This window comes from Methanoregula boonei 6A8 (assembly GCF_000017625.1).
Taxonomy (GTDB): Archaea; Halobacteriota; Methanomicrobia; order Methanomicrobiales; family Methanospirillaceae; genus Methanoregula; species Methanoregula boonei.
Map to the genome: position 1 here is coordinate 860,883 of NC_009712.1, position 26,993 is coordinate 887,875.

Genomic DNA, 26,993 nt, shown 5'->3' on the forward strand with positions numbered 1-26,993 from the left:
GTTCCGGAAAAAGAGGAGATGAAGTAATGCGACTTCTTCTGATACATTCAGATTACATCGAATACGAAGCCAAAAAGAAGACAAAGATGGCAGAGGAGGGCGCCGTCCTCTCGGATCGTGAGGAAGACGCGCTCACGGTCTTTACCGCTGTAGAGTCAGTCGACGAAGAAGATACGGAAGGCGTCATCCTCCAGGCCATCGAAGAGGTAAAAAAGACCGCCGGCCAGGTCCACGCGGAAAAGATTGTTATCTACCCGTATGCGCACCTCTCAAGCGATCTCGCCCGGCCCGAACTGGCAGTCCCGGCGCTCAATGCCCTGAGGGACGGCCTTGCCGCGGAAGGTTTTGCAGTCAAGCGTGCGCCGTTTGGCTGGTACAAATCCTTCAAGATCTCCTGCAAGGGCCACCCGCTCTCCGAACTCTCCAAGACGATTGTGCCCGGTGAGGAAGGGGAAGTGGTCTCAAAGAAGCTGGGTAAGAAAGAGGCAACCCACGACTGGTTTGTCATGACGCCGGACGGGAAGACCCACGATTACCACAAGTATCTCGATAACACCCCGTTTGGCTGCCTGGTCAAAAAGGAGCTTGGCGTTGCCGAGCCGACCGGCGGCGAGCCGGCCCATGTTGACCTGATGCGTTCCAAGGAGCTTGTCGATTACGAGCCGGCCAGCGATGTCGGGTGCATGCGCTGGATGCCCAAGGGCAAGCTCATCCGCGACCTCATGGCCGATTACGTGCTTGCCCTCCTGCTGCCGTACGGCGCAACCCCGGTCGAGACCCCGGTCATGTACGACCTTGGGGACAAGGCGATCTACGAGCATGCAGACAAGTTCGGCGAGCGGCAGTACCGGTTCAAGAGCAACAACCGGGACATGATGCTCCGGTTTGCCGCCTGCTTTGGCATGTTCTCGATCATGCGGGACATGCACATCTCCAAAAACACCCTCCCCATGAAGATGTACGAGCTCTCTACCTATTCCTTCCGGCACGAGCAGAAGGGTGAAGTGATCGGGTTAAAGCGCCTGCGCTGTTTCACGATGCCCGACATGCACTCGCTCTGTACCGACATGCCCGAGGCAATGAAGTGCTTTGAAGAGCAGCTGGCAATAGGCTGGCAGACCGGGCGGGACTTTGAGACCAAGCTTGTTGCGGCATTCCGGTGCACCAAGAAATTCTACGATGAGAACGAGGCATGGGTAAAGAAGATCGTGAAAGAATCCGACTGCCCGATGCTCATCGAGATCCTTTCCGAACGCGTCCACTACTGGGAGGCCAAGATTGACCTTGCAGCAATCGACGGCCAGAACCGCCCGATCGAGAACCCGACCGTCCAGATCGATGTCGAGAGCTCGACCCGGTTCAACATCAAGTACTTCAAGGATGATGGCACGCCGGTGTATCCCCCCATCCTCCACTGCTCCCCGACCGGCAGTGTCGAGCGCGTAATCTGTGCGATCCTCGAGAACATCTCCACCCAGAAAGTCCCGGCCCTGCCGACATGGCTCTCACCGGTCCAGGCCCGGGTCGTGCCGGTTGCCGAGCGTCACACGGCCTATGCACAGGAGATCTGTGACGCCCTCAACGCACAGGGCATCCGGTGCGATCTTGATGAACGTGACGAGAGCGTGGGCAAGAAAGTCCGGGAAGCCGGTATGGACTGGGTACCTTACGTGATTGTTATTGGTGATGAAGAGATGGCAAGCAAGAAGCTCACCGTTACCATCCGCAGGAAATCCGAGCCCAACAAGCCCTTCAAGGAACAGATGACCACAGACGCCCTTGCCGCCACCATAAAGAACGAGACCGCAGGCAAGCCCTTCCGCCCGCTGTATACTCCGCGCAAGCTTTCCTTAAAGGCGCGGTACATCTGAACTTTTTTTTTTAAAATACCGCCGGCTTCTGGGAGGAACGCCCGGCTTGTTTTTCCGGAATCCTCGGCCCTGGACCCGAGCATTTTTTTTAAATCTTCTGCTGCGGAGCGACACATTTTACGGAATCTTCAGCTCGTGCCCCATTCTTTTTTGGAAATCATCAGTGGCGTGCTCGAACATTTTTGAAAATCCTCAAGCAGCTGAGTCGCATATTTTTCGGAATCGCCCCCGGTCCCTGCGAATATTTCAGGGAATGTGCGGAGGCTTGCGGGACTTTTTTTGGACGGTCAGCCGCGTGGCCGGAAGTTTTCGGGCACTATTTCCCTTTGCCTTGCTGCCAGAGCCACTGTGGTCCCGGGGTAATTCCTCAGCCGTATCTCCCCCACCGTTTTTTCGTTTCTCCCGGGGATTTCATCTGAAAAAGACAATGCCCTATTCCAAAAGGGTTTATACCGCTCTGGAAGATTAGCAGTTACCGGAAATACCGCTGGTGTGTGAAATGGCAGAACAGGAACCCAAACCCGTACTGGTCCGGGAACGGATCGATGTCTGTGAGCTGGACAGGGCCCGGATGTCTCTGATGAACCCTGCGCTCATCGAGCAGAAAAAAAAGGAGCGCACGATCGATGAGAACGCCAAGCCCCTGATCGAAATGGCGCTGCGGGAAGGTTTCGAGACGGTCTGGGACCGGTACGAGATGCAGCAGCCGTCCTGCAAGTACTGTGAGGCCGGGCTCTCCTGCGCCCGGTGCACTATGGGACCGTGCCGGATCATCCCGCCCCACCGGATCCGGGGCGTCTGCGGGGCCGATGCGGACCTGATCGTATCCCGCAACCTCCTGGATATGATCGCCACCGGTTCTGCAGCCCATTCCGACCACGGTCGCGACATCGTCGAAACACTCTATCTCGTGGGAATGGGAACGGCCACGGATTACGGCATCGCTGACGAAGATAAGCTGCGCCTCCTTGCACAGGAGTTCGGTATCGCTAATGATAAGAAATCCGCAAAAGAGATCGCAGCCCTGCTCGGGCGTGCCATGCTCGAAGAGTACGGCATGACCAGGAACACACTCCAGTGCCTCAGCCGGGCCCCAAAAGCCACGCAGGAGATCTGGGATGCAGCCGGCATCACACCCCGGGGCATCGACCGCGAGGTCGTGGACAGCATGCACCGGGTCCAGATGGGGGTGGGTGCGGATTATACCAATATCCTGTTACAGGGCCTGCGCTGCAGCCTCTCTGACGGCTGGGGCGGCTCGATGCTGGGGACCGATGTCTCGGATGTTCTCTTTGGGACCCCGTCCATCCGGGAATCGAAGGTCAACCTTGCAGTGCTCAAAAAGGATCATGTCAACATCGCCGTCCACGGCCATAACCCGGTCCTCTCCGAGATGGTGGTAAAGGCTGTCACCGATCCCGAACTTGTGGCGCTTGCAAAGAAAAACGGCGCGGCGGGCATCAACCTTGTGGGGCTCTGCTGCACGGGAAGCGAGCTCCTGATGCGCAAGGGCGTTCCCATGTCCGGCAACCATCTCAACCAGGAACTGGTTATCATGACCGGGGCGCTCGAAGCAATGATCGTAGATTACCAGTGCATCTTTCCCTCCCTGCCACGGACGGCAAGCTGCTTCCACACGCTTATTGTCTCCACCAGTCCCAAGGCAAAAATCCCGGGCTCGTATTTCTTTGACTTTTCCCCGGACAAGGGCCTGGTGACCGCAAAGGCGATTGTCCGCATGGCCGTTGAGAATTTCAAAAACCGGAACCCGGCACGGGTCAACATCCCGGGAAGCCCCGTACCGCTCATGACCGGTTTCTCCAACGAGGCGATAAAAAAAGCCCTGGGCGGCTCTTTCAAGCCCCTCATCAATCTCATTGCGGCCGGGAAGATCCGGGGGGCAGTCGGGATCGTGGGCTGCAACAACCCGCATGTGAAGCATGATTACGGCCACGTGGAGCTCACAAAAGCGCTGATCAAAAAGAACATCCTCTGTGTCGAGACCGGCTGTGCTGCGATCGCTTCAGGAAAGGCCGGCCTCCTCATGCCCTCTGCTGCCGCCATGGCCGGGGATGACCTGAGGGCAGTTTGTGAGTCCCTGAAAATCCCGCCCGTGCTCCACATGGGTTCCTGTGTGGACAACTCGCGTATCCTCGTGCTTGCCGCAGAGCTGGGTAATGCCCTCAATGTCCCGATCCACAAGCTGCCGATTGCCGGGGCGGCACCGGAGTGGTACTCGCAGAAAGCCGTCTCCATCGGCGCATACTTTGTTGCCTCCGGGGTCTATACCGTGCTTGGCGTCATGCCGCATATCTCGGGAAGTCCGGCGGTGGTGTCGCTCCTGACCGATGGCCTTAAGGGTGCGGTAAACGCAAACTTTGCCGTGGAGCCAGACCCGGTAAAGGCAGCAGACCTCATCGCGGACCATATCGAGAAGAAACGCACCGGGCTGGGGATCTGAAAAATGCCTGAAGATGCCCGGCATAAGGAAAGGGGAATCCGGGTAGTCATCACCGGGAAAGGCGGTGTGGGAAAGACCACGCTTGCGGCGCTCCTCTCCCATCTTTTTGCACAGGATGGAAAACGGGTCCTTGCCATAGACAGCGACCCCCAGCAGAACCTTGCGGCAACGCTTGGGATCCCAAAAGCCCGGGCAGAAGGGATTATTCCGGTCTCTGAAAGCCCTTCATATCTCCGCGAGAAGATGGGGGCCGGCCCGGATCTCTCCTTGGGCGGGCTGTTTTCCCTCAATCCCGATATCAGCGATGTGATCGATCGTTTCTCCGTGCCTGCGGGAGAAAATGTCAGGTTGCTGGTCATGGGTGGGGTAAAAGAGGCCGGGGGCGGATGCCTCTGCCCCGAGTATACGCTGCTTGCCGCGATACTGCGACAGATGCAGGTATTCGACGACGATGTGGTTATTCTCGATACCTCAGCGGGCCTCGAACATTTCGGGCGGGCGATAGCCGAAGGGTTCACGAGCGCCGTGGTGGTGACTGACCCCACCTATAATGCGGTCTCCGTTGCCCGGAAATCCGCAGTGCTCGCACACCAGCTCGGAATCGAAAACGTGATCCTGGTCATCAACCGGTCAGAGGATAACACCACAATCCGCAATGTCTGCGGTGGTGAGGGGGGTTTTGCTGAATTCACGCAGACGGTTGTCCTGCCCTTCGATCCCGTGGTGCGCCGGACCGAACCTTCGGTTATCTCCCTTGCCGGCAGTGATTCGGCATTTGTCAGCAATGTCCGGATACTTCTTGCAGCCATTGCAGGCCGGTGCGAGAAATGGTCGCCACCTGCACGATAAAGAGAATAAAACCGGAGAGCTGACAGGGCATGATCCGCGTCCGGTCTTTGCAGATCCGGGAAATTCCCTGGAGCAATGTCCGGATCGTTCCCGAGAGGAAACTACCGGTTTATCGTGAACCAGATCAAATACCGGTGCCGGAATAACCGGGTTGTACCTGATGAACGCCACCATCTCACACCAGCATTTTACGCATCACGCGGTCTTTGCGGCTCATGCGCTCTCTGCCCGCTTCCCAATCCCTTTGGAAATCCCGCCCGGGGCGCTCTTTGTTCTTGTTTTCGGGCATGGGATCGTACTGCCCGAAGGGAGAGATCAGCGCATCTTCTGGGAAAAAAGCGCCTTACCCGGGGCCTGCGCTGCAGGACAAACAGAATACCTTGGTCACCGGGGGGATATTCCGTGGTATGCAGTCACTCTCCCGGATGGCACGGTTGTCCCGGGCGGGCGGATCGTTTCCAACATCCGCGAGCTTTACGGGCAGGTTCCTGATGAGGATCTTGCCATTGCCTCATATGCAGTCAGGATTTCGTGCTCTGCTGCGGCAAGCCGGTTCTGCGGCAGGTGCGGCCATACCACCGAACCGGCCCGAACGGAACGGGCGTGGCGCTGCCCGGCCTGCGGCCTTGTGGTCTATCCCCGCATCTCTCCGGCCATCATTGTCCTTATTATGCGGGGAGAGGAGATCCTGCTTGCCCGCTCCCCCCGGTTTCCGCCTGAAAGGTATTCCGTGATTGCCGGCTTTGCAGAACCCGGGGAAACACTTGAGCATGCGGTCTGCCGCGAAGTACAGGAAGAAGTGGGAATATCAGTAAAAAATATACGCTATTTTGCCAGTGAACCCTGGCCCTTTCCGGATTCACTCATGATTGGCTTTACCGCCGAGTACGATGCCGGGGAAGTTACTATAGATAATAACGAGATCGTTTCCGCGGGATGGTACAGGCGCGAAAATCTCCCGGATCTCCCTGCCCCAATGAGTATCTCGCGGGCGCTTATCGACGGATGGATACAGCGCAAGGGACTTGGCCGCTGAACAAAAGACCCGGTTCGGAGGACAGTTGCGTCCCCTCTTTTTTTGATAGGGAGAACCTCTGGCGATATAAACATACATATAATATAAAGCCTTTAAATTTGGTAGAGAGCAATGGAGATGAATTCTGAACCATCAGGTACAGATGCGGACATTCCTGGCGGGGAGAGCGCCACAGATGTCTACATTCTCTGCAAAGATGACCGGGATTCCCAGGAACTTTGCGGGCAGCTTGCACCGCAGGGATACCGGGTCACCCTCTTTTCCGACAACACAGATCTTCAGGAGGCCCTGCGCGAAGGAAAACCCAATCTCCTCATCTGTGATGCTTCCGGCAAAGACCGGGACGGCAGCGAATTCTGTCGCGAGATTAAATCTGATTCGGATCTCTGGCGGATCCCGGTGCTTTTGATCACCGGTGTTGCAAGCCTTTCCGATCTGCTCTCAGTCCTTGACAGCAATGCGGATAATTTCCTTGCCCGCCCGTACGATCCCGAGTACCTTCTCTCCCTGATCGAGACCCTGCTTGCCTCCCCGGTGGAAAAGCCGGATCCCGACAAGGTCCGGACCCAGTTTAAGATCCGGCACGATGATCACGATTACGTGATCATGGCAGACCGCAGGAAACTGCTGGAATTCCTGCTCTCCTCTTTTGAGATTGCCGTAGACCGGTCCGGCGAGCTTGTACGGATCCGCCAGGCGCTCGATAACCTCACTGCAACACTGGAACGCCGTGTAGCCGAACGCACCAATGAACTCTCTACCGAGACCGCCCGGCTCCAGATGCTCGTAAACGGGAAGGTTCACGAGATTGAGAGTGCGGCAAAAGCCCTTGAGGTGGAGAAAAAAGAAGAGGTTGCTCTGCGTTCCCGGCTTGAAGAGCACGAAAAAACGATTGCAGCGCTCAGGGAAGAGAACACCCGGTCCACACAGGAGCTTGAGGCGACTCGGGCCCGGCTTGCGGAATCAGAGGACACGGTCCGTACGCTTGGGACTGAGAAAAACGAACTTGAGCAGGCCCTCCGTGGCGATGCCGAATCGTTGAACCGTGACCTTGCCCAGACACGCAAAGAGCTTGAGGATGCCAGGAAAGATCTCACGGATATTTCCGGGGAAAAGGATGCGCTTGCGACACAGGTTTCCGGCCTCTGTCATGGCCGGGACGAGGACAAGAAAGCCCTCGATGCATTTTCTGTCGAGATCGGGCAGCTCAGAAGCTCCCTTGCCGGTGAGAAGAACCGGGCAGAATCGGCTGAGGTGGAAGTAAAATCCATCCTCCAGGAGAAGGCAAAATCCGAGCAGGAACTCCGCCAGATGATTGAGGATATTACGGGAAGGGCTGCGCAGCAGTCCCAGGAATGCATGCGCCTTTCCGATGTCCTTGCTGAGGAAAAAGAAGCGCGGACCGCTGCTGAAGAAAAGTGTGTAGCACTTGCCCAGGAAGCATCAAAGAAAGAAGCTGCATCTGCTGCAGAAAAGAACGCGCTTGCAGAGCACCTTGCAACATTCCAGCAGAAGTACGATACACTGACAGAATCGTTAGGGGCCGAACGCCAGAAAAGCCAGTCGCTGGAGGCAGAAATTGCCCGCGTTTCCGGGGAAAAGGAGGAGGCCGGGCGCAGCCTTGTGGATCTGCAGGACAAGCTCCGCGAAGCGGTTGCCCTTGGGGAGGAGGAGCGGCGGCTCCGTGCAGAGGCACAGGCAGATGCGGCTGAGGCTGCCGCAACAAAGGAAGCGGAGAACCAGGCGCTCAAAGCCGACAATGCCAAAGCCCAGAACGAACTGGAAAAAGCACAGGCCGATCTGGCAGCTGCCCGGCAGGATCTGGACGCTGCGCTGGATACGCACAAGGCCATTAAGGAGGAACTGTCGGCCGCAGCCCTTGCCGGTGCACAGTCCGATAAGCTTGCCCGTTCGGCCGCATCCGAATCGGAGCAGATTAAGGCGGAACTTGCAACCGAGCGGCGGCTGCACCGTGCCACGGAAGAAAAATATGCTGACCTGGCCCGGTCAGCAGAGCAGATCGGACGTGAACGGGATGCTGCAAAGGAGCAGGCCGCGCTACTGGAACAGGAACTGCATGCACAGATCCAGGAGCTTACCGACGCACTCGAATCCGAAAAAGGTGCACGCGCCCGGGCGGAAGAGGCACTCAGCCAGGTCACGCCTGTCCTGGAATCGGCCGATCGCAGGCTTAAGGAAGCAGAAGAGGAAAAGGCCGCGGCACGGGTTACCGGTGAACAGTTCACTGCACGCGAGAGCGAGTTGCGTGCACGGATCCAGGATCTCTCCGCAGCGCTTGATGCAGAGAAAGAGGCCCATGATCAGGTAAAGGACGAACTTGCAGAGATCTCCCGGCAGCGTAATGTGGCTGACCAGCAGACAAAAACGGCAACAGACAAGTGGAATGCGGACGTTGCCCGCCTCACCGGCCAGATCGCAGAGCTTGAAACAGAACTCCGGACCGGCCTCGAGCGGCAGCGCTCGCTTGAGGAACAACTCCGTGCAGCAGAGAGGGAGCAGGCAGAAAAAGAGGCGGCCCTTCAGGCTCTCTCGCAGGAGATCGAGCGGGCCAGGTCAGCGCTCGATGCAGAAAAAGAGGAGCGCCATGCTGCCGAGGAAGCATATGCCGAGACCCGGGAAGCCCTTGCCGAGATCAGGAAAAAGCCTCATGTCCCCTCAACTGCAATCGAAGAAATCCCTGTGGGAGGTCATGCCCTTGTTGTCCAGTCCCCGGATCTCCCTGCTCCGATCCGGGAGGTTTCCCATGCCCTGGTACGAAAGGAGATAGACCGTATTGTTCCGGTTCAGCCGCAGGTGCCGAAGGATCCGGAAAACCCGGATGTGGAAATCCCGCATGTTCAGATCCGGACGGTAGAGGATCTCTTTGAAGAGCCCCGGGAGATCGGAGCAGATGAGCTGCCGGATGCGGTTCCCGCTGGAGAATCCCCGGAGGAACCGGTGGATGATCCGGGTGAGGAAACCCTGCAGCCCGGGGATGACACAGAGGCAGATTTGCCAGAAACTCCTGACAACGAAGATGAACCCGGCGATGAAGCGGGTGAAGAAGAGGCTGGTGAAGGGGAGACAGATGAGACGGACGAAACCCCGGGAACGGCGGTCCGTTATGCAGGGGTCCCGGTCTTTAGCCGGGGGCAATGGTTTGATCTGGTAAAATGGGCCCATAATGCCGATTCGCTCAGCCATGAAGAGCGTATCCGGATCGTAAAGTTTGGCCGGCTGATCCAGAAAGGCCGGGTACTGACCCGGCGGCAGGAATCACAGCTTGCGGAGCTCATGCTGCTTGCACACGCAAAAGGGTACCGTCCGCATGAATAACGTTACGGATCATTGACCTTTTTTTGAATAATTGCGTATTTTCGGACAGCCCTCTTTACCCACCTGATCACGAAAGAGGATCGGGAAGCAATTCCCGGGTTACCGGCGGCCTGTTCCCTGGACTGCAGCCGGTTGTACCCGGGCTCCCGGTGAGGAAGCCTGCCGGACGGTAACATCTGACAAGTACACCATGATCCCAAGGCATATCGCAAGACCTGCAAGGCCGGCAGGGAATGCAAGTGCCGGTACAAGGATCCCCGTGCCATCCAGGATGAGAAGGATAAGGAGCACTCCGCCATGCAGCACATGGAACCACCTGATACGGTGATCCTCATGGTCACAGGGGCGGATGGATCCGGCAATCTGCGTTTGGCTCAACGGGAAAAAAGGGAAGATCCCTTTCCGTGTGCATAGATCTTCGATGAGATGGAATATCATGCCAAGGAAAAGCCCGAAAAGGAAGATTATACCATCGATTGTGTTGGCGGGTGAGATGATATATGCAGGAATGAGCAGAAGCAGGCCGGAACTGAGTGTTATAAAGAGTATTCCCGGGAGAGAATGAGTGAGGCGTTTATCAGTCGGATCGGTTACCGGCAGTTCGAGGGCAGCATAGATCCGGTACAGGATCCACGCACAGGCTTTCCGGGGAAGCTGGACAAGAGCCCATGCAAGCGTCCGCGGGCCTGTTTTTTTTGGCCGGGACATGTGGATGTCGGGCAGGAGTGACCCTATGCAGGTACCGGTGCACACGAGAAATGCTATAATCGGTCGGGTAAAAAGGAAGGAACTGAAGAGGATAAGGGAGCAGATGAGAGCAAGTGCGAAATGATGCCGGGTGATCATAGGTAGGGATCCTGAAACATTCTCCTGTTCCGGCAGTTCGCTTGTGTCAAGCCGCGGTATCGCTCATTCCGACAAAAGCGAAAAAGGCCCTGATTATGCTGTAAGGAGAATATCGTAACTGTTCCATATATGCATTAGGATTTTACTTATTTTGCCTGTTGATAAAAGGGAAATCATTAACGAACTCTCCAGACCGGTCCTTTTCCTCATCATTCCCTGTCACTGGCGGGTATGAACGGTTTCGCTCTTTTTAAAACGACCTGCAGAACAGGAAACTGCCCGGCATCTTTTTTACCCGGGGATTACCATGATAATCCATACGTACCGGGCACAAGCGGGCACTCCCTCCCACAAAAGGCCGGCCCGGCGATATCTGCCGTACGCCTGCGGGAGTGTGCCAGGTACCTTTGCGAGGTGATAGCATCTAAGGGATACATGTTCCTGCCCCGTTTATCCGGCTGGGCCACCACCGGTTATCTTTGACCGGAGAACTCTCATCTCTTCCGGATAATTGATCATGTATACACCATTTGGGTCGACAGATGTATACTGCCAATCGTTACTCTGTCGATAAAATAAAACAAAATTTTTAACTACTTTCCTGCAAAAGGTTACTTGAAAATATTAACTTTTGAGGTTTGTTGTTTTATGAACGGAAAACTGACACCATCCCGCCTTGCACTCATCAGCCTTGTCCTTGGACTCCTGATGGTCACGGCATTCTTTGCCGGCTGCACGCAGAGCACGACTACCACCGCGACTCCTGCAGCAACCGCGGCTCCCACCGCAGCATCGACCCCGGCTGCCACACCGGTGGCCACGGTTGCAACCGCAGCCCCGACAACGGTAGCTACGACAGCGACCCCGGCCCCGACCTTTACGCCATCGCGCACCAACATTGTTGCCTTTACAGCTGCATCGCTCACCGGAGCCGCGCCGACTATCGCATCGTCCTTTAATGCAGCCTACCCCCCCGACACGGTATCGTTTGACCTTGACGGAACCCAGGCCCTCAAGACCCAGATCGAGAACGGAGCATATGCAGATGTCTTCATCTCGGCAAGCAACTCGTATACCAATACCCTTACTAAAGAGGGATACCTTGTTCCAAGCACGGTAAAGACACTGACGACCAACTACGTGACCGTCATCCTCCCTGCCTCGAACCCGGCAAACATCCAGTCTCTCTCCGATCTTGCAAAGCCCGGAATAAAAATCGCTATGGCAGCAAACACCGTGCCGGTCGGCACTGCGACAACTGCGGTCTTAAACAACCTGGCAAACGACACGTACAGCCAGAGCTGGAAGAACCAGACCATCAGTAACGTGGTCACCTACGAAACATCAGAACCTGCCGTTGCCACAAAAGTCTCCCTTGGCGAAGTAGATGCAGGATTCGTGTACCAGTCCACTGCGAATGCAGCTCCAAGCGGAACCTACCAGTCCATTACCATCCCAAAGAAGGATAACTACCTGCAGACCTACACGATTGCCATCGTTAACCAGAGCCAGAACAAGGCCGTGGGTTCCTGGTTCGAGCAGTACATGCTCTCTGCCGCAGGACAGAACATCCTGGCCCAGTACGGGTTCACTGCACCGTAATTAAAAAAAAATATCCTTATTTTTCCCATCAGCCGTGCCGGTCGGCGTTTTCCTGCCGGTAGAAACTTGACCCCATGATCCCCCACAGCCTCCGGCCAAAAAATTACCGGCAGAGCCTGACTTACCTTGCCGCAGGGATCCTGATCGTTTCTGTTACCCTCTATCTCGCCCTTCCGATCGTGGCATTATTTCTCCGGATCCCTCCGGATCAGTTCTTTTCCACGCTCCATAACCCTGATGTTATCAGCGCACTCTGGCTGAGCCTGTTTACCACTGTGGTCACTCTTGTCGTAGTCATCCTTGTCGGTACGCCATTTGCGTACTTCCATTCCCGGTACACGTACCCCGGGAAAGTGATTGTTGACACCCTCATCGATCTCCCACTTGTCCTCCCCCCTGCAGTGGCGGGTGTGGCCCTCCTTATGCTGTGGGGCAGGACCGGGCTCCTTGGAAGGTACTTCAACATGTTCGGGATTACGATTGCCTTTACCACGCTTGCCGTGATCATGGCGCAGATCTTTGTGGCATCCCCGTTCTATCTCCGGCAGGCAAAATCCCTCTTCGAGCAGCTTGACCCGGCATACGAACAGACCGCACGGACACTGGGGTCTTCACCCCTTCGGACCCTTGTCCTTGTTACCCTTCCTATGACTGCAGGAGGTCTGATCTCGGGTGCGGTCATGACCTTTGGCCGGGCACTTGGGGAGTTTGGCGCTACCATTATGTTTGCCGGGAATCTCCCCGGGGTAACCCAGACCATGCCGCTTGCCGTGTACGTGGGTATGGAAGGGGACCTTTATGTCGGGCTGACCATATCCATACTTCTTGTGATCATCTCATTTACCATCATGATCATCGTGCGTCTGGTCCAGAAACGGGAGGCGGGCCATGCTTGAGGCTTCGATGGTAAAGCGCCTGCGCGATTACACGCTTGATTTTACGCTTCGGGCAGAATCCGGGCAGATCACCGTCCTGATGGGTACAAACGGCTCGGGAAAATCGACCTCCCTCAATATCATTGCCGGCCTCCTGCAACCGGATACTGCGAAGATCACCTTAAACGGGGAGTGCATCTGCGAAACCCGGGAAGGGATCAATATACCGGTTGAGGATCGCCGGATTGGTTATGTTCTCCAGAATCCTGCGGTCTTTCCCCATATGACCGTACATGACAATGTGGCATTTGGCCTTCGTGCCCGGCGCACCCCGAAAGCAGAAGTTACCGGATATGTGGCTGAATGGATGGATCGTATGCATATCACGGATCTTGCCGGAGTCAAAGCCGGGAACCTTTCAGGGGGGCAGAAGCAGCGGGTAGCCCTTGCCCGGGCACTGGCAACAGATCCCGTTCTTCTGATGCTGGACGAGCCTTTCACCGCTCTTGATGCAGAGAGTACACAGTCTGTAAAGGATCTTACACGGCAGTATGTCCGCGACTTTAACATTCCCTGCATCCTTGTGACACACCGGGTTGCCGACAGCGAGGAGATCGGTGACCGGGCCTGTGTGCTCTGCCAGGGAAGGATGGAATGGGAGGGTATTCCAACCGAAATGCCGGAGCTCTGCACGGTCTGCCGGTGCCCATGAAATGATGGCCGGCATGGCTGTTGGCTGATAGTATCAAGGGGACTATCCACCAGATTTTTATAATAGGATCCGACAGGATCATGTATGGTGGACACAGAAAGGCTGACCTGGCCGGTCCGGCGAAGGGGAGATTTTCTCCGCATTGTTTCCTATATCATCCTTGCAACCGCGCTCATCTTTATTGTCGACGCCATTACCCCTTTGGGCGTGGTGGTCTGGGTCTTGTATCTCATCCCCCTGTTCCTGACCGTATACCTCAGCTGGAAGTACGCCCCTGTCCTGATGACCGGTATATTCATCCTCCTGATGGCGGTAAGCCTTTTTCTTTCACCCCGTGATATCCCGCTCGGGTACGCGATCATTGACCGGGTCTTTTTTGCCCTGATTCTTGTGATCGCATCGTTCTTTATCAAGGATTACGTGGCAAGCGTCGAGGAGATCGCAGCAAACGAAGAGCGGTACCGCTCCCTTATCGAATGGTTGCCGGAGGGGGTCGTAGTCTGCAAGGGAGACCGGATTGCGTACCTGAATCCTGCAGGAAAAAGGCTGCTCGGGATAGAGAATGAAAAGGGGGAGACAGAGATCACCGGCATGATCGAACCGGATATGCGGGGACTCTTCCGGGAACGGCTCAGTCAGGCCGCATTGGGTGCACGATCGGATATGGGGGCCATCCGGCTGGTGCGGCATGACGGGGGCGAGGTTACCGTCATGATGAGTCTGGGCAGCATTTTCTGGGAAAACAGGAATGCGGTCCAGATCGTGATGCGGGCTGCCTCAACCGGATAAACTCGCTTTTGGTGAAGCGGCAGGGTATTCGCCGACTGGAGTATTATGACCGGCAGAGAGTTCCCGGCAAGTCTCTCACGGGATGTTCTCTGGTTGATCCCAGAACTGACGCAATGTATCAAAGCGGCGGCAGAGAGCGATTGTGATAGTTAATATACAAAAAGATCGTCTAAACTAACTAAATGGCAACGATAAGACTATTTAAATTATATAGGATTACTTTGGAAGCATCGTACAACGTGTCTGCAGGGCCAAAGATGCCAAAAGAAGCCCGCGTACGCTGATGAGGCGGTCGTTATGACTACCACCGGATCCATAGGATCCCTGATCAAAAAACAGGCAAAACCTGCGGTACTGATCTTTTTGCTGCTCACCCTTATCGTGGGCCTTCTTTACCCGCTTGTTGTCACAGGTATCGCCCAGCTGGCATTCCCGGTTCAGGCAAACGGTGATCTTCTCGTCCATAACGGACAGGTTGCCGGCTCATCCCAGATCGGCCAGCCGTTCTCGTCCCCCCAGTATTTCTGGGGACGTCTCTCGGCTACCTCTCCGGTGCCCTACAATGCCGGGTCATCGACGGGCTCCAACCTGGGGCCCAATAACCCGGCGCTTGTGCAGCAGGTCCAGGCCCGGATCGATGCGCTGCATGCCGTGGATCCAAGTAATACCCAGGAAATCCCGGTTGACCTTGTCACCGCTTCAGGAAGCGGCCTTGACCCGGACATCTCGGTTGCAGCTGCGTATTATCAGGTGCCCCGGGTGGCCCGCGAACGCAACCTCACACAGGCCGCGGTATCATCTCTTGTTGCTTCGCAGGTCGAACCCCGCCAGTTTGGGATCTTCGGGGAGCCCCGGGTAAATGTTCTCTCCCTTAACCTTGCGCTTGATGATCTTTCAGAGAATAAGATCTCCGTATCTGAAACAGGATCGTCCCTTCCTCTCCTGAATCATCCCCCCGATCTTGTCTTTGGCATGCTGATTGCAGACTGGATCCAGGTGCTCCTCTTTATTGTGATCGTTGCACTGATCTCCATCCCGCTGGGTGCGTGGATGGCAAAGATCTTTACCGGCAAACCAAACTTCCTCTCTCCCCTCATCTCGTGGGTTGAGACAAAAGTCCTTACCGCCTGCGGTATTGCACCGGGCGAGGAAATGGACTGGAAGGAATTTGCCGTGGCAGTCATGGTCTTTACCGTTCCCTGCATTGCTGCGGTCTTTATCCTCCAGGAGATACAGCAGTTCCTGCCCCTCAACCCGTCAGGCCTCGGCGCAGTTCCCTGGGATCTCTCGCTCAACACCGCGGTAAGCTTTGCCACCAACACCAACTGGCAGGCGTATGTGCCGGAAGTAACACTGAGTTACTTCACCCAGATGGTGGGTCTTGTCGTCCAGAACTTTGTCTCGGCAGCAGTCGGGCTTGCGGTCCTTATTGCGCTCATCTACGCGTTCTCGCGCAAATCTGCCACAACCCTCGGGAACTTCTGGGTGCTTCTCGTGCGCAGCGTGATGATCCTCCTCCCCATTGCGGTTATCATCGCGCTTGTTCTCGTCTCGCAGGGCACACCCCAGACCTTTGGCGGGCCGGTCACCGTTCCGCTTCTCGATAAGCTCAACGATACTACCGGAGCCCTGGTCGCCACCCAGACCATCCCGCTTGGGCCCGTTGCCTCGCAGGTGGCCATCAAGATGCTGGGGACAAACGGCGGCGGGTACTATAATGCAAACTCGGCCCATCCGCTGGAGAACCCAACGCCGTTCTCAAACTTTGTCGAGATGTTTGCCATGATTATCATCCCCGCCGCGCTCTGCATCACGTTTGGGACCATGATCGGCTCACGGAGGAAAGGGGTGGCCCTCATCCTTGCTATGACCCTCATATTCCTTCCGCTGTTAGGTCTTACCATCTGGTCCGAACAGGGAGGCAACCCGGTACTGACACCACTCGGTGTTGACCAGGCACCATCAGCCTTCCAATCCGGCGGGAACATGGAAGGAAAAGAGGTGCGCTTTGGGGCGGTCACCTCAGCGCTCTTTGCCGTGAGCACAACGAGCACCTCCTGCGGGGCGGTTAATTCCATGCACGATTCGTTCATGCCGGTTGCAGGGGGTGTTCTCCTCTTTGACATGCACCTTGGGGAGGTGGTCTTTGGCGGCGTCGGGTCCGGTCTCTATGGCATGCTCATCTTTGTGATAATCGCGATGTTTATCGCCGGCCTGATGGTGGGGAGGACCCCCGAACTCTACGGTAAGAAGATCGAGCAGCACGAGATGAAGATCGCCACGATCGTCATCCTCATCCCGATCATCATGATTCTGGCGTTCACCTCCCTTGCCGTCCTGACACCTGCCGGCCAGGCCGGTGTTGCAAATCCCGGCCCGCATGGTTTTTCCGAGATCCTGTATGCCTACACCTCGGCATCCCAGAATAATGGCAGCGCTTTTGCCGGGCTTAATGCCAACAGCCTCTTTTATAATCTCACCACTGCGATCGCGATGTTTATCGGGAGGTATGCGATCATTATCCTGACTCTCGCACTTGCCGGATCGCTTGTGACAAAAAAGATCGTTCCTCCCAGTGAGGGGACTCTCCGGGACCACCGCCCGCTCTTTATCCTGTGGCTGGTCTTTGTTATCCTGATTGTTGGTGCGCTCAGTTTCCTGCCGGCGCTCTCGCTTGGTCCTGTTGCAGAATATATGGGAATGGTTGCAGGAGGGCTTGTCCATGTCATCTGATATCCGTAAGCCCAAAAGCCCGGCAGCAGTCCCGGGCCTGTACCAGCGTGCGGTCGTGGATGCCTTCCTCAAGCTGGATCCCCGCACACTCATCCATAATCCGGTGATGTTTACCGTCGAGGTAGGCAGTGCAATTACCACCCTCCTGTACTTCCAGGCACTTGCCGGTGCCGGCGAGGCACCGGCCGGCTTTATCGGTGCCATCTCCGCGTGGCTCTGGTTTACTGTGCTCTTTGCAAACTTTGCCGAGGCGCTTGCCGAGGGGAGAGGAAAGGCACAGGCCGAGTCCCTGCGGAAGATGCGGCAGGACACCTCGGCAAAACGCCTCAGGGAGAAATACCAGATCATAAAAGGCAGCGAGCCCTGCGAATCCGACTTTACTGAGGTTTCCTCTTCGGTGCTTAAGAAATCCGAATTCTTCTTTGTAAAAGCCGGGGACACGATCCCGGTGGACGGCGAAATCCTTGAGGGGATCGCCTCGGTCAACGAGAGTGCGATCACGGGTGAGAGCGCACCGGTGATCCGCGAGGCCGGAGGCGACCGGAGCGCCGTTACCGGCGGTACCGTCCTCCTCTCCGACTGGCTGATCGTTAGGGTGAGCGCAAACCCCGGTGAGGGCTTCCTTGACCACATGATTGGTCTCATCGAGGGCGCAAAGCGCCAGAAGACCCCAAACGAGATCGCGCTCAACATCCTCCTTCTTGGCCTGACCACGGTCTTTATCGTTGTGGCTGCAACCCTGTATGCGTTCTCGGCCTACAGCGTCCAGTCTGCGGGAGCCGGAACCACGATCACGGTTACCGTGCTTGTGGCACTCTTTGTCTGCCTTGCCCCGACCACTATCGGGGGGCTCCTCTCAGCCATTGGTATCGCAGGCATGGACCGGCTCATCCAGAGAAACGTGATTACCACATCGGGCCGGGCCATTGAGGCCGCCGGTGACGTTGATGTCCTGCTGCTCGACAAGACCGGGACAATCACGCTCGGGAACCGCCAGGCCGTGGAGTTTATCCCGGTGGATGGGACAACAATAGAGGATCTTGCCGGGGTTGCCCAGCTCGCCTCGCTCGCTGATGAAACTCCTGAGGGCCGCAGTATCGTTGTTCTTGCAAAGGAGAAGTACGGCCTGAGGGGAAGGACGGTCGGGGAATCGGCGTCCGGCGTGGCTATGGAGTTTGTCCCGTTCACCAGCCAGACCCGGATGAGCGGAGTAGATCAGGGAGACCTCCATATCCGCAAAGGCGCAGCCGATGCACTCTATAAGTATATCCAGGCGGGCGGGAACGAGGTTTCGGACCAGCTCAAGGCAACGGTCGAGACCATCTCGCGGGCCGGCGGAACCCCGCTTGTTGTGGCACAGAATTGCCGGGCACTTGGGGTCATCCACTTAAAAGACATTGTAAAGGGCGGGATCAAGGAGCGCTTTGTCCAGCTCCGGAAGATGGGCATAAAGACGGTCATGATCACCGGGGACAACCGGCTGACTGCCGCCACGATCGCTGCCGAGGCCGGGGTCGATGACTTTTTGGCCGAGGCAACTCCCGAGAGCAAGCTCAAACTGATCCGCGAGTACCAGCAGGGAGGTCGCATGGTGGCCATGACCGGCGACGGGACAAACGATGCCCCGGCGCTTGCCCAGGCGGATGTAGCCGTGGCCATGAACACCGGCACCCAGCCGGCCCGCGAGGCAGCAAATATGATCGATCTCGATTCCAACCCGACAAAGCTTATCGAGATCGTGGAGATTGGAAAGCAGCTTCTCATGACCCGGGGGGCGCTTACTACGTTCTCCATTGCAAACGATATCGCCAAGTATTTTGCGATCATTCCCATCGCATTTGCTTCAACCTACCCGTCGCTTGCCGCACTCAACATTCTCGGCCTCCACGATGGCATCCTTTCTGCCGTAATCTTCAACGCCATTATTATCGTCATCCTCATCCCGCTTGCCCTGCGGGGAGTGAAATACCATGCGATGTCCGCAGAGGAAGCCCTGCGCAACAACATCCTGCTCTACGGTGTAGGCGGGATCATTGCCCCCTTTATCGGGATCAAGCTCATCGACATGCTGCTGGTCTTTTTGGGAGCGTGATCCAGACCCATGCCAAACCCCTCTGACTGCCGCCAGGACCAGCGTCCCGATCCCGATGCCCTGCTTGCCTGCGTCCAAAAGGAAGAGCTGCAGAAGGTGCGGGGAAAACTCAAGATCTTTTTGGGGTATATTGCCGGCGTCGGCAAGACCTACGAGATGCTCAAGGCCGCTCACCTGAGAAAGGACGAAGGAGTTGATGTACGGATCGGGTACATCGAGCCCCATGGGAGAAAAGAGACCGAGGCCCTCATGGAGGGCATCCCGGTCATCCCCAACCGCACGATCGAATATCACGGTGTGAAACTCAATGAGATGGACCTCGATGCCATCCTTGCCGCACACCCGCAGCTGGTGCTTGTGGACGAGCTGGCCCACACCAATGTGCCGGGATCACGGCATCTGAAGCGGTACCAGGATGTCGAAGAGCTGCTTGCGGCGGGAATCGATGTGTACTCCACCCTCAATGTCCAGCACATTGAGAGCCTCAATGATGTCGTAGCCCGGATCACCGGCGTTATTATCAAGGAGAAGATCCCGGACCGGGTAATTGACGAGGCTGCCGAGATTGAGGTTGTGGATCTCGCCCCCCCGGAGCTTCTCCAGCGCCTTCGTGAAGGAAAAGTGTATGTCCCCGAGATGGCTGCCCGGGCGATAGAGCAGTTCTTCAACGAAGGGAACCTCTATGCCCTGCGGGAACTGGCACTGCGGCGTGCCGCTGAGCGCGTTGATAACCAGATGCTTGCGTACATGCAGACCCGGTCTATCCCCGGCCCGTGGGCCGTGGGGGAATACCTGCTGGTCTGCATCGGGCCGGGTCCTCTTGCCGAACGGCTGATCCGGACTGCACGCAGGCAGGCCGATCGGATCAATGCCCGATGGTGTGCAATCTATGTCGAGACACCTACCCACCACCGCCTCTCCCTGGAAGCAAAAGAGCAGGTCGACCGTTCGCTCCAGCTTGCGGAGAAACTGGGGGCGACAACGGCAAGTGTATTCGGGCTCAATGTGGCAAACACCGTCCTTGAGTACGCGCGGCAGCACAACGTCACCCGGATCATCATCGGAAAAACCCTGCGCCCGCGGTGGCAGGAATTTGTCTTTGGTTCGGTTGTGGACCAGCTCATCCACAACAGCGGACCCATCGATGTGTACGTGATCAGCAGTGGGAAAGACCTGCCGGAAAAACCGGCGGAAGCAGAACCCCTGCTGCCGGCATCGCCTCCCCGGGATTACGTGGACAGCCTTACGCTTGTGGTGGCCGTGACCATCCTCGGGTGGCTGTTCCACTCCCTTATCTCGCCGGTCAACCAGCTGATGTTCTATCTTCTGGCCGTGGTGGTTATTGCGTTCAAGCGTGGCCTGAAACCTGCCATCTTTACCTCGGTTGTCGGTGTGCTCGCCTTTGACTTTTTCTTTGTCCCTCCCTACCTGACCTTCCGGGTCTCCGACACGCAGTACCTGGTCACGTTCCTTGGGATGATCATTGTGGGGTCGGTTATCAGCCTGCTTGTTGCCCGAGCCCGCCGGCATGCCGATGCAGCCCAGACCCGGGAGAGAGAAACCAGTACCCTTTACGCATTGTCCCAGGATCTTGCCGGTGCCCTGGATGCAGATGCGATCATGAACGCCGTGGGCCAGCACATAAAGGAGATCTTCCAGTGGGAGAGTGCCTTTTTCCTTCCCGAAAATGGCCACCTTGCCGCGCACGCAAAGAGCCCGGGCCTTGTCATGGACGGGGACGACCTCGCGGTTGCCACCTGGGCCTTCCAGCACGGTACCACTGCTGGCTACGATACCGATACGCTGCACGGCTCAAAACTCCGGTATATCCCGCTCAGGAGCACCCGGGGGGTGCTCGGGATCATGGCAGTCCAGCCTGCCGAGGCAAACGGAGTCATTACCTACGAACAATCCCGTATCCTCACCGCTTTTGCCAACCAGGCTGCCCTTGCGCTTGAACGGGTGAACCTGGCAAAACCGGCATAATTTTTGGGCTCTGTTCCTTCCCGGCTTTTTCCCCGGGACTGGGATAATGCCGTCAGATAACTTCGATCCGGCGCAGCCACAGACCGGCCAGGATATAAACAGCACCTGCACCTGCGATCGCGGCAAGGATCCCAAAGGAAAGCAGGAAGTTGCCGGCAAGAAATGCCCCGGCAATCCCCAGGGCTAAGCGGAAGATCCCGTACGCCACAAGTACTATCCCTGCGTAAAAGACTAGCAGCGCTATGGTTCCGGGCACGAGCAGTTCATCCATAAGAGAACCTCATTCAAGATACCCTGCCAGAAGTTCGGCATAGAGCCGTTTTGTGTTCTCCCGGGTCTTTGGCAGTGCCGGAAACCCCGGGAATTTTTTTGCCACTGCAACATCTTCGGCAAGGTCCAGGTGTTCCTGATCTTCCGAATAGAACCAGCCTTTCTCGCGGTAGTACCAGGAGAGATACTCCTGCTCTGTCTGGCCGGGTGTCGGGATCAGGAGTGCCTGCGTCTTTCCCAGTTCGGCAAGTTCCATTAATGTCGTATACCCTGAGCGGCAGATCACGCATTTTGCCCGGTTCATCAGTTCGGTCTTCACGCTGGTCGGGACATAGGAAATGCAGGTCCAGTTCCCGTGCCGGACCGGGACCGGTTTTCCTTGCGGGTTTCCGAGCAGTACGATACCGTGACCCTCAAGTTCGCCCATATGGGCAAGGATGATTCGCTCAAGGATGGTCCGCTGGGGCTCCGGCCCGGAGATGATAACTAGGTAGTCGAGATCCTGCGTACAGGCCATCTGCCGGGTGCCAGAGAGAATACCCGAGAAGAAGGCACGATCTCTTGCCACATCGGTCTGGGGCCGGGAGAGCTTGCCTGCCAGGGACAGAGGTCCGGGGGGGTTATCCGGTACAATGATACGGGCGTACTGTTCGTGGAGGAACATGTTGGCCGGGATCGCAAGGAGTTCCGCCGGCCAGTACAGGAGCGGCAGGTGATAATGGAGCTGGTGGGTGACAAAGATCGAGGGAACTTTTGATGAAAATACGCCCAGCCGGTTGTCGCTGATGACCAGATCGTAATGCTCCTTAGTAAGAATCGACTCAAGGGTTGCGTGTTCGCGTGATACTGCTGCAAAAATGGAGGGAAGACCGGCACAGAACCGGGGGATAAACAGCCGGCCGGAGCTGAACGGTATCGGGTAATCCGGGTACTCGATAGAGGGCAATCCGGGAAATTCCTGCCGGAGCACGGCAAGGGCGTTGCCGCATGCGGCTATGGTGACCTCGTGGCCGTGATCAAGCAGGGTCCGGATCACGGGAATGTCGCGCGTGGCATGGCCAAGGCCCCAGTTCAGTGGTGATACCAGCACGTGCGCCATGGTGTCTTACATCCCTGAATTATCATTGTATCAATAAAGTATTTGAGGTGCGTGTAGCAGGAATCAAAAGAACCCGTGGGTCAGAGCGCAAGCATTCGCTCGTTTTCGCGCAACCAGCGCCGGTGCTCCGCGTACTCCGGCATGGCATCCTGGACTTTTTTCCAGAACCTTTCCGAATGATCCGGCTGGCGCAGGTGCACAAGCTCATGGACTACCACGTAATCGATAACCTCGGGGGGAGCAAGGACCAGGCGCCAGGAGAACGAGAGGGTCCCGGTGCTGCTGCACGAGGCCCAGCGCCGCCTTGCATCGGATATCCGGATCTTTTTTGGAACATAATCGAGGATTGCGGCGATGCCGGCAACCCGTGCAGGCAGGATCTCTTTTGCCTTTTCAACGTACCACGCAATGAGAAGATCGCGGCATTCCGGCAATCTCCGCTCGCCAATATACAGGTGGTCACCCAGGGTAACTGCCGCATCGCTTTCGGCAAGCACCACAAGCGTGTACATCTTTCCGAGGAACAGGAATTCATCCCCAGTGGCAAAGTGCCTCTTTTTCGGTGACGGGCGGTTCTGCATATCAGCGATTTTTCTCTCAATCCAATCCCTTTTTTCCTCAATGAGAGCCAGGATCCAGGTTTCCGGTGCCCGGAGTGGGGCACGTACTACGAGCTCCCCTTCAGTTGTGATTTCCAGGGAAACGGTCCTGCGGCGGGAGCGGAGGATCCGGGCGGGAGAGATGCCGGGCATGCTGTTCTCAGGATGGGTGTTCCTGCCAGATGAGACTTTAGGGGACCACGGCAGGAGTGATCCCGATTGCCCCGAATCTATGGAAAACACCATAGTGTTTCCAGGGTTCCGAACGGTTTACCCTGAATTGCCGGAACAGATCCGTAGAAATATCTGTCTGAGGGCATATAGAATAAATAAAGAGGAACTGATCCCATGTCAAAGGGAACGATACTTCTGGTAGAGGACGATGATATTATCGCAAAGGTCGTTGGCTGGCGTCTGGAAAAACTAGGGTACAGCCTCTGCGGACGCGCCTCTTCCGGTACCGAAGCCCTGGACCTGCTTGAGCGGAACGTTCCTGACCTCATCCTCATGGATATCAACATCAAGGGAGAGATCAACGGGATCGAGACCACAAAGATGATCAAGAAAAGGATTCACATCCCCGTTATTTACCTCACATCCCATTCGGATGACGTTACCCTTGCCCGGGCCAAGGAGACCTACCCGGAAGGATTTATCTCAAAGCCCTTCAATGACAATGACCTGAAAGTGGCAATCGAACTGGCTCTCAACAGCAGCACGCTCAGATAAGGGGATCCTGCAACATCTTCGGTTGTCCCGGGCAGATCCTGCCTCGTAACCCTCAAGAGTCGTGTATTAACGCCGGTATGATTTTCCGGCCGATTGCTGGCTTTTTCATCTAATCTGTTTAAACCCGGCAAGGAGATTCCGCGCTCCCTGTTTTTTCTTTACCTCTCTCCGTGTTTCATGCATTCTCAGCCAGGTTGCCAGGTATGCCCGGATACCCGAGCGAAAGAGAGAGGATCTCTCCCACGCGCACCGGGCCTCGTTATACTCTTCCTGTGAGCAGTCAAGTTCTTTTTTGCTCCGTGCAAGCGCCCTTTGATAGGCCGCATCCGTCATCCGGTCCGGTAATTTTGTCATATGTGCTTTCCCCGCCTGCAACGCCTTTTTGAAAAGCTACAGGTACTGTATGCTTGGTACACAGTTACTATATATTTTTTGAAACTATTCAATAGTTTAAGCGAAAATAATAAATTTCAATCCTTATTAATAGAGAACCATGGAACAACTGCAGGATGCGGCTTTTCTTCCCTTCTCTTTTGAAGAGGCGTATGAAGTTCTGAAAAACCAGGGACCTGCTCAGGTCACCTCTGCACTTGGCACAGTTTACACCATCGATGCCTATTCCCGGCCGCAGGACAAGGGAACAGAAGAGCAGATTATCCGCGTCCATCCCCGGAGTGGCTACACCTATATCCGTCATGTGTACATCCACCCGGATTGCTGGGGCAGTGATCTGACCTGCCAGGGAGTCCGGGTTGAAGATATCTACAACGGGAAGCCCGGCATCTTTGCGTGGCTCAAAGATCATTGTAATAAAACGGCATCATTTTTATGACGGCACTTGTCGCGTATTATTCCCGGAAAGGCCGCACGGAAAAAGTGGCACATGCCATAGCCGAAAATCTTGGCGCCGAACTGGTCCGGATCACGCCTCCCGGACAGGTAAATCTCGCTATAGGGGTAATGGAGGCAATGATGGTGATGAAATCGGCGATCAAATCCTGCCGGACCGATCTCACCGGTATCGACACTCTTGTTATTGTAACACCGGTCTGGGCCGGGAAGATTCCACCGTTTGTCTCAATGTATTTGTATCAGGTGAGCCCTGGTGAGGGAAAGAAATTTGCGGTATTTACTGAGCGTGGCAGACATGGATCGGATCACCCCATCAGGCTTGTCCGACACGTGCTGGAAGGAAAAGGGATGAACTTTGTTGCTTCGGGTGTGACCATTGAATCCGATGTGGACAGCGGAGAGTACCTATCCCTCGTTCGAAAATTTACCCGGGAGGTTCTGGGGCAGTAAGCCGGTTTTCTCTCCTTTTTTGGAGATACCGGTGACCCCTCTTTGGTAACCCGTGAGTGTAATCATTTTTGGGAGTGCCATCCCTTTCGGACCCATGATCCCGTCATAAAAGCAGGCGCCGCGGCCTCTTGCCATTCCATACCTATATCGCCTGATCCCGCAAAGAATAGTGCAGATGGCACCCGAGCCCGTGTTCAGGTACAAGCAGTGCCTGATTGTGCGAAACGATATCAAGATGAGCTGCGGCAAGAAATGCGCACAGGCAGCGCATGCCTCCATCGGGGCGTTTGAGAGCGCGGACAAAACGCTCCGCAAGGCCTGGCAGGCAGAGGGGCAAAAAAAGGTAGTGCTCCGGGCTGATTCTGAGCGGGCGCTTTTTGAGATTAAGGTAGTTGCTGAGCGTTCGGGGATCTCCACATCGCTTATCCAGGATGCCGGTATGACCGAGATCCCGCCCGGCACGATTACCGCCCTTGGCCTTGGGCCGGCAAGGACTGAAGATTTGGACAAGATCACCGGCTCGCTTTCGCTCCTATGAGAGAAAGTCCGTATCCGCTCGAACGCGAGCTCGGGATGCAGTTTTATGCGACCGACACCCCCGGTACCGGCGGGACGCTGCGCACCGTGCCGGACGATTTTATCGTAGATGAAATACCCCTTGAGAAAAAAGGCAGCCCCTCCGGCCCGTACCTGATCTGCCGGCTCACAAAGACCAGCTGGGAACTCCAGCATGCGGTAAAGGAGATAGCAAAAAGGCTCAATATCAGCCACCGGCGGATAGGCTGGGCCGGGACCAAGGACAGAAACGCCCGGACCACGCAACTGATCTCGATCTACAAAGTGACCCCGGAACAGGTTGCTGCATTGCACCTCAGGGATATCACCCTTGAAGTGCTCGGGCAGGCAAACGAGCAGCTCTCGCTGGGTGATCTCACCGGAAACCGGTTTGATATCTGGATCCGGGATGCAGACCCGGAAGATTTGGATAACCGGGTTGTATCTGTTACCGAAGCTGCGGCCATTGCCCTGCCCAACTACTTCGGGCTCCAGCGCTTTGGCGTGATCCGTCCCCTTACCCACCGGATCGGCGAATATATCCTCCGCGGCGAATACGAGCAGGCAGTGGCAACCTATGTGGGCCAGGCATTCCCTCTCGAAAACGAGGTGGCACGCAGGGCCCGGACCGTTTATTGGGACACAAGGGACCCGGCAGCTGCCCTCAGTGACCTTCCTGTTGCGATGTCCTTTGAGCGATCCATGCTATCGTATCTCCAGGCCCATCCCGGCGATTATCCCGGGGCACTCCGGCAGCTCCCCCCAAAGCTCCTCTCCATGTTTGTCTCCGCGTTCCAGTCGTACCTCTTTAACTATGCCCTCTCGCACCGCCTTGCTGCCGGCCATAGCCTTACCGGGGCCGTACCCGGCGACCGGCTCATCTTTGCCAACGGTCGGACCGATACCGCAACTGCCGCCAGCAGTGCAGCGATCTCCCTTCACCTTGCCCGGGGGCGCTGCTCGATTGCTCTCTTTATGCCGGGCAGAGACGCGGCGGGAGCTCCTGCTGGTGACGAGGCTACGCAGGCAATGCTTGCCGACCTCGGGATAAATCAGGATCATTTCCGCCGGGCCTCGGAGTTCGTGCAGACCAAATTTGACGGGGCATGGCGCCCGATAGCGCTCCGTACTCCCGTCGAGACCGTCGTGAAGGACAGGGATCTCCGGCTCCGGTTTACCCTACCCCCGGGCCATTACGCCACAACCGTCTGCCGGGAATACATGAAAGCAGACCCTGTCCGTATGATCTGA

At 56.4% G+C, this 26,993-nt stretch carries 22 protein-coding genes; 17 read left to right on the forward strand and 5 right to left on the reverse strand.

Annotated elements, in window-relative coordinates:
* Positions 1–26 precede the first annotated feature (26 nt).
* The 5 genes from MBOO_RS04645 (at position 27) to MBOO_RS04665 (ending at position 9,553) form a co-directional block, all read left to right on the forward strand.
* The gene (locus tag MBOO_RS04645) at positions 27–1,871 is read left to right on the forward strand and encodes a threonine--tRNA ligase (protein WP_012106425.1); all 1,845 of its coding nucleotides are present in this window, start codon (positions 27–29) and stop codon (positions 1,869–1,871) included.
* A gap of 499 nt (positions 1,872–2,370) precedes the next feature.
* Positions 2,371–4,332 (forward strand): anaerobic carbon-monoxide dehydrogenase catalytic subunit, encoded by a 1,962-nt coding sequence (gene cooS / locus MBOO_RS04650; protein ID WP_012106426.1) that lies wholly within the window; start codon positions 2,371–2,373, stop codon positions 4,330–4,332.
* Between the two features lie 3 nt (positions 4,333–4,335).
* Complete coding sequence (locus tag MBOO_RS04655) at positions 4,336–5,181, forward strand: ATP-binding protein (RefSeq protein ID WP_012106427.1); 846 nt, start codon at positions 4,336–4,338, stop codon at positions 5,179–5,181.
* A gap of 160 nt (positions 5,182–5,341) precedes the next feature.
* On the forward strand, positions 5,342–6,217 hold the full coding sequence (gene nudC / locus MBOO_RS04660) for an NAD(+) diphosphatase (protein ID WP_012106428.1): 876 nt from the start codon (positions 5,342–5,344) through the stop codon (positions 6,215–6,217).
* Between the two features lie 111 nt (positions 6,218–6,328).
* Positions 6,329–9,553: a response regulator gene (locus MBOO_RS04665; protein ID WP_012106429.1), complete on the forward strand. Its 3,225-nt coding sequence runs from the start codon at positions 6,329–6,331 to the stop codon at positions 9,551–9,553.
* Positions 9,554–9,652: 99 nt separating this feature from the next.
* On the opposite strand, the gene MBOO_RS04670 is transcribed toward MBOO_RS04665, so the two are convergent.
* Positions 9,653–10,399, reverse strand: a complete 747-nt coding sequence (locus MBOO_RS04670) for a metal-dependent hydrolase (protein ID WP_012106430.1) — start codon at positions 10,397–10,399, stop codon at positions 9,653–9,655.
* Positions 10,400–11,047: 648 nt separating this feature from the next.
* Between MBOO_RS04670 and modA the strand changes: the two genes are divergently transcribed.
* From modA to MBOO_RS04705, 7 genes are all read left to right on the forward strand, one after another.
* On the forward strand, positions 11,048–12,001 hold the full coding sequence (gene modA / locus MBOO_RS04675) for a molybdate ABC transporter substrate-binding protein (protein ID WP_157677597.1): 954 nt from the start codon (positions 11,048–11,050) through the stop codon (positions 11,999–12,001).
* 74 nt (positions 12,002–12,075) lie between these two features.
* Positions 12,076–12,897, forward strand: a complete 822-nt coding sequence (locus MBOO_RS04680) for an ABC transporter permease (RefSeq protein ID WP_012106433.1) — start codon at positions 12,076–12,078, stop codon at positions 12,895–12,897.
* Positions 12,890–13,588 carry a sulfate/molybdate ABC transporter ATP-binding protein gene (locus tag MBOO_RS04685; protein ID WP_012106434.1) on the forward strand — a complete coding sequence of 233 codons (699 nt, stop codon included), beginning with the start codon at positions 12,890–12,892 and terminating at the stop codon, positions 13,586–13,588. The genes MBOO_RS04680 and MBOO_RS04685 overlap by 8 nt, the downstream gene beginning before the upstream one ends.
* An 84-nt stretch (positions 13,589–13,672) precedes the next feature.
* A complete protein-coding gene (locus MBOO_RS04690; protein WP_012106435.1) occupies positions 13,673–14,377 on the forward strand; it encodes a PAS domain S-box protein in 705 nt (234 codons plus the stop codon).
* 297 nt (positions 14,378–14,674) lie between these two features.
* Positions 14,675–17,110: a potassium-transporting ATPase subunit KdpA gene (kdpA, locus tag MBOO_RS04695; RefSeq protein ID WP_012106436.1), complete on the forward strand. Its 2,436-nt coding sequence runs from the start codon at positions 14,675–14,677 to the stop codon at positions 17,108–17,110.
* Positions 17,100–19,202: a potassium-transporting ATPase subunit KdpB gene (gene kdpB, locus MBOO_RS04700; protein ID WP_012106437.1), complete on the forward strand. Its 2,103-nt coding sequence runs from the start codon at positions 17,100–17,102 to the stop codon at positions 19,200–19,202. Before kdpA ends, kdpB begins: the two co-directional genes overlap by 11 nt.
* Positions 19,203–19,211: 9 nt before the next feature.
* Positions 19,212–21,188: a sensor histidine kinase gene (locus MBOO_RS04705; protein ID WP_012106438.1), complete on the forward strand. Its 1,977-nt coding sequence runs from the start codon at positions 19,212–19,214 to the stop codon at positions 21,186–21,188.
* 52 nt (positions 21,189–21,240) lie between these two features.
* On the opposite strand, the gene MBOO_RS04710 is transcribed toward MBOO_RS04705, so the two are convergent.
* From MBOO_RS04710 to MBOO_RS04720, 3 genes are all read right to left on the reverse strand, one after another.
* A complete protein-coding gene (locus MBOO_RS04710) occupies positions 21,241–21,459 on the reverse strand; it encodes a hypothetical protein (protein WP_012106439.1) in 219 nt (72 codons plus the stop codon).
* 9 nt (positions 21,460–21,468) lie between these two features.
* On the reverse strand, positions 21,469–22,557 hold the full coding sequence (locus tag MBOO_RS04715; protein WP_012106440.1) for a glycosyltransferase: 1,089 nt from the start codon (positions 22,555–22,557) through the stop codon (positions 21,469–21,471).
* An 80-nt stretch (positions 22,558–22,637) separates the two neighbouring features.
* Positions 22,638–23,309 (reverse strand): M48 family metallopeptidase, encoded by a 672-nt coding sequence (locus MBOO_RS04720; RefSeq protein ID WP_048068293.1) that lies wholly within the window; start codon positions 23,307–23,309, stop codon positions 22,638–22,640.
* Between the two features lie 195 nt (positions 23,310–23,504).
* Between MBOO_RS04720 and MBOO_RS04725 the strand changes: the two genes are divergently transcribed.
* Positions 23,505–23,885, forward strand: coding sequence for a response regulator (locus MBOO_RS04725; RefSeq protein WP_012106442.1), 381 nt, complete (start codon positions 23,505–23,507; stop codon positions 23,883–23,885).
* Between the two features lie 105 nt (positions 23,886–23,990).
* Here MBOO_RS04725 and MBOO_RS04730 read toward each other — a convergent pair whose 3' ends face one another.
* On the reverse strand, positions 23,991–24,239 hold the full coding sequence (locus tag MBOO_RS04730; protein WP_048068294.1) for a hypothetical protein: 249 nt from the start codon (positions 24,237–24,239) through the stop codon (positions 23,991–23,993).
* 139 nt (positions 24,240–24,378) lie between these two features.
* On the opposite strand from MBOO_RS04730, the gene MBOO_RS04735 reads away from it, so the two are divergent.
* The 4 genes from MBOO_RS04735 (at position 24,379) to truD (ending at position 26,993) form a co-directional block, all read left to right on the forward strand.
* Complete coding sequence (locus MBOO_RS04735) at positions 24,379–24,717, forward strand: hypothetical protein (protein ID WP_012106444.1); 339 nt, start codon at positions 24,379–24,381, stop codon at positions 24,715–24,717.
* The gene (locus MBOO_RS04740) at positions 24,714–25,187 is read left to right on the forward strand and encodes a flavodoxin family protein (RefSeq protein WP_012106445.1); all 474 of its coding nucleotides are present in this window, start codon (positions 24,714–24,716) and stop codon (positions 25,185–25,187) included. Before MBOO_RS04735 ends, MBOO_RS04740 begins: the two co-directional genes overlap by 4 nt.
* A gap of 175 nt (positions 25,188–25,362) precedes the next feature.
* Entirely contained in the window at positions 25,363–25,725 is a 363-nt protein-coding gene (gene pth2, locus MBOO_RS04745) for a peptidyl-tRNA hydrolase Pth2 (protein WP_012106447.1), read from the forward strand.
* On the forward strand, positions 25,722–26,993 hold the full coding sequence (gene truD / locus MBOO_RS04750) for a tRNA pseudouridine(13) synthase TruD (protein WP_012106448.1): 1,272 nt from the start codon (positions 25,722–25,724) through the stop codon (positions 26,991–26,993). Before pth2 ends, truD begins: the two co-directional genes overlap by 4 nt.

Bases quoted from the DNA above. Each gene is read 5' to 3' on its own strand.
- MBOO_RS04645 (WP_012106425.1), top strand. From the start codon at position 27: ATGCGACTTCTTCTGATACATTCAGATTACATCGAATACGAAGCCAAA.
- cooS (WP_012106426.1), top strand. From the start codon at position 2,371: ATGGCAGAACAGGAACCCAAACCCGTACTGGTCCGGGAACGGATCGAT.
- MBOO_RS04655 (WP_012106427.1), top strand. From the start codon at position 4,336: ATGCCTGAAGATGCCCGGCATAAGGAAAGGGGAATCCGGGTAGTCATC.
- nudC (WP_012106428.1), top strand. From the start codon at position 5,342: ATGAACGCCACCATCTCACACCAGCATTTTACGCATCACGCGGTCTTT.
- MBOO_RS04665 (WP_012106429.1), top strand. From the start codon at position 6,329: ATGGAGATGAATTCTGAACCATCAGGTACAGATGCGGACATTCCTGGC.
- MBOO_RS04670 (WP_012106430.1), bottom strand. From the start codon at position 10,399: ATGATCACCCGGCATCATTTCGCACTTGCTCTCATCTGCTCCCTTATC.
- modA (WP_157677597.1), top strand. From the start codon at position 11,048: ATGAACGGAAAACTGACACCATCCCGCCTTGCACTCATCAGCCTTGTC.
- MBOO_RS04680 (WP_012106433.1), top strand. From the start codon at position 12,076: ATGATCCCCCACAGCCTCCGGCCAAAAAATTACCGGCAGAGCCTGACT.
- MBOO_RS04685 (WP_012106434.1), top strand. From the start codon at position 12,890: ATGCTTGAGGCTTCGATGGTAAAGCGCCTGCGCGATTACACGCTTGAT.
- MBOO_RS04690 (WP_012106435.1), top strand. From the start codon at position 13,673: ATGGTGGACACAGAAAGGCTGACCTGGCCGGTCCGGCGAAGGGGAGAT.
- kdpA (WP_012106436.1), top strand. From the start codon at position 14,675: ATGACTACCACCGGATCCATAGGATCCCTGATCAAAAAACAGGCAAAA.
- kdpB (WP_012106437.1), top strand. From the start codon at position 17,100: ATGTCATCTGATATCCGTAAGCCCAAAAGCCCGGCAGCAGTCCCGGGC.
- MBOO_RS04705 (WP_012106438.1), top strand. From the start codon at position 19,212: ATGCCAAACCCCTCTGACTGCCGCCAGGACCAGCGTCCCGATCCCGAT.
- MBOO_RS04710 (WP_012106439.1), bottom strand. From the start codon at position 21,459: ATGGATGAACTGCTCGTGCCCGGAACCATAGCGCTGCTAGTCTTTTAC.
- MBOO_RS04715 (WP_012106440.1), bottom strand. From the start codon at position 22,557: ATGGCGCACGTGCTGGTATCACCACTGAACTGGGGCCTTGGCCATGCC.
- MBOO_RS04720 (WP_048068293.1), bottom strand. From the start codon at position 23,309: ATGCCCGGCATCTCTCCCGCCCGGATCCTCCGCTCCCGCCGCAGGACC.
- MBOO_RS04725 (WP_012106442.1), top strand. From the start codon at position 23,505: ATGTCAAAGGGAACGATACTTCTGGTAGAGGACGATGATATTATCGCA.
- MBOO_RS04730 (WP_048068294.1), bottom strand. From the start codon at position 24,239: ATGACAAAATTACCGGACCGGATGACGGATGCGGCCTATCAAAGGGCG.
- MBOO_RS04735 (WP_012106444.1), top strand. From the start codon at position 24,379: ATGGAACAACTGCAGGATGCGGCTTTTCTTCCCTTCTCTTTTGAAGAG.
- MBOO_RS04740 (WP_012106445.1), top strand. From the start codon at position 24,714: ATGACGGCACTTGTCGCGTATTATTCCCGGAAAGGCCGCACGGAAAAA.
- pth2 (WP_012106447.1), top strand. From the start codon at position 25,363: ATGGCACCCGAGCCCGTGTTCAGGTACAAGCAGTGCCTGATTGTGCGA.
- truD (WP_012106448.1), top strand. From the start codon at position 25,722: ATGAGAGAAAGTCCGTATCCGCTCGAACGCGAGCTCGGGATGCAGTTT.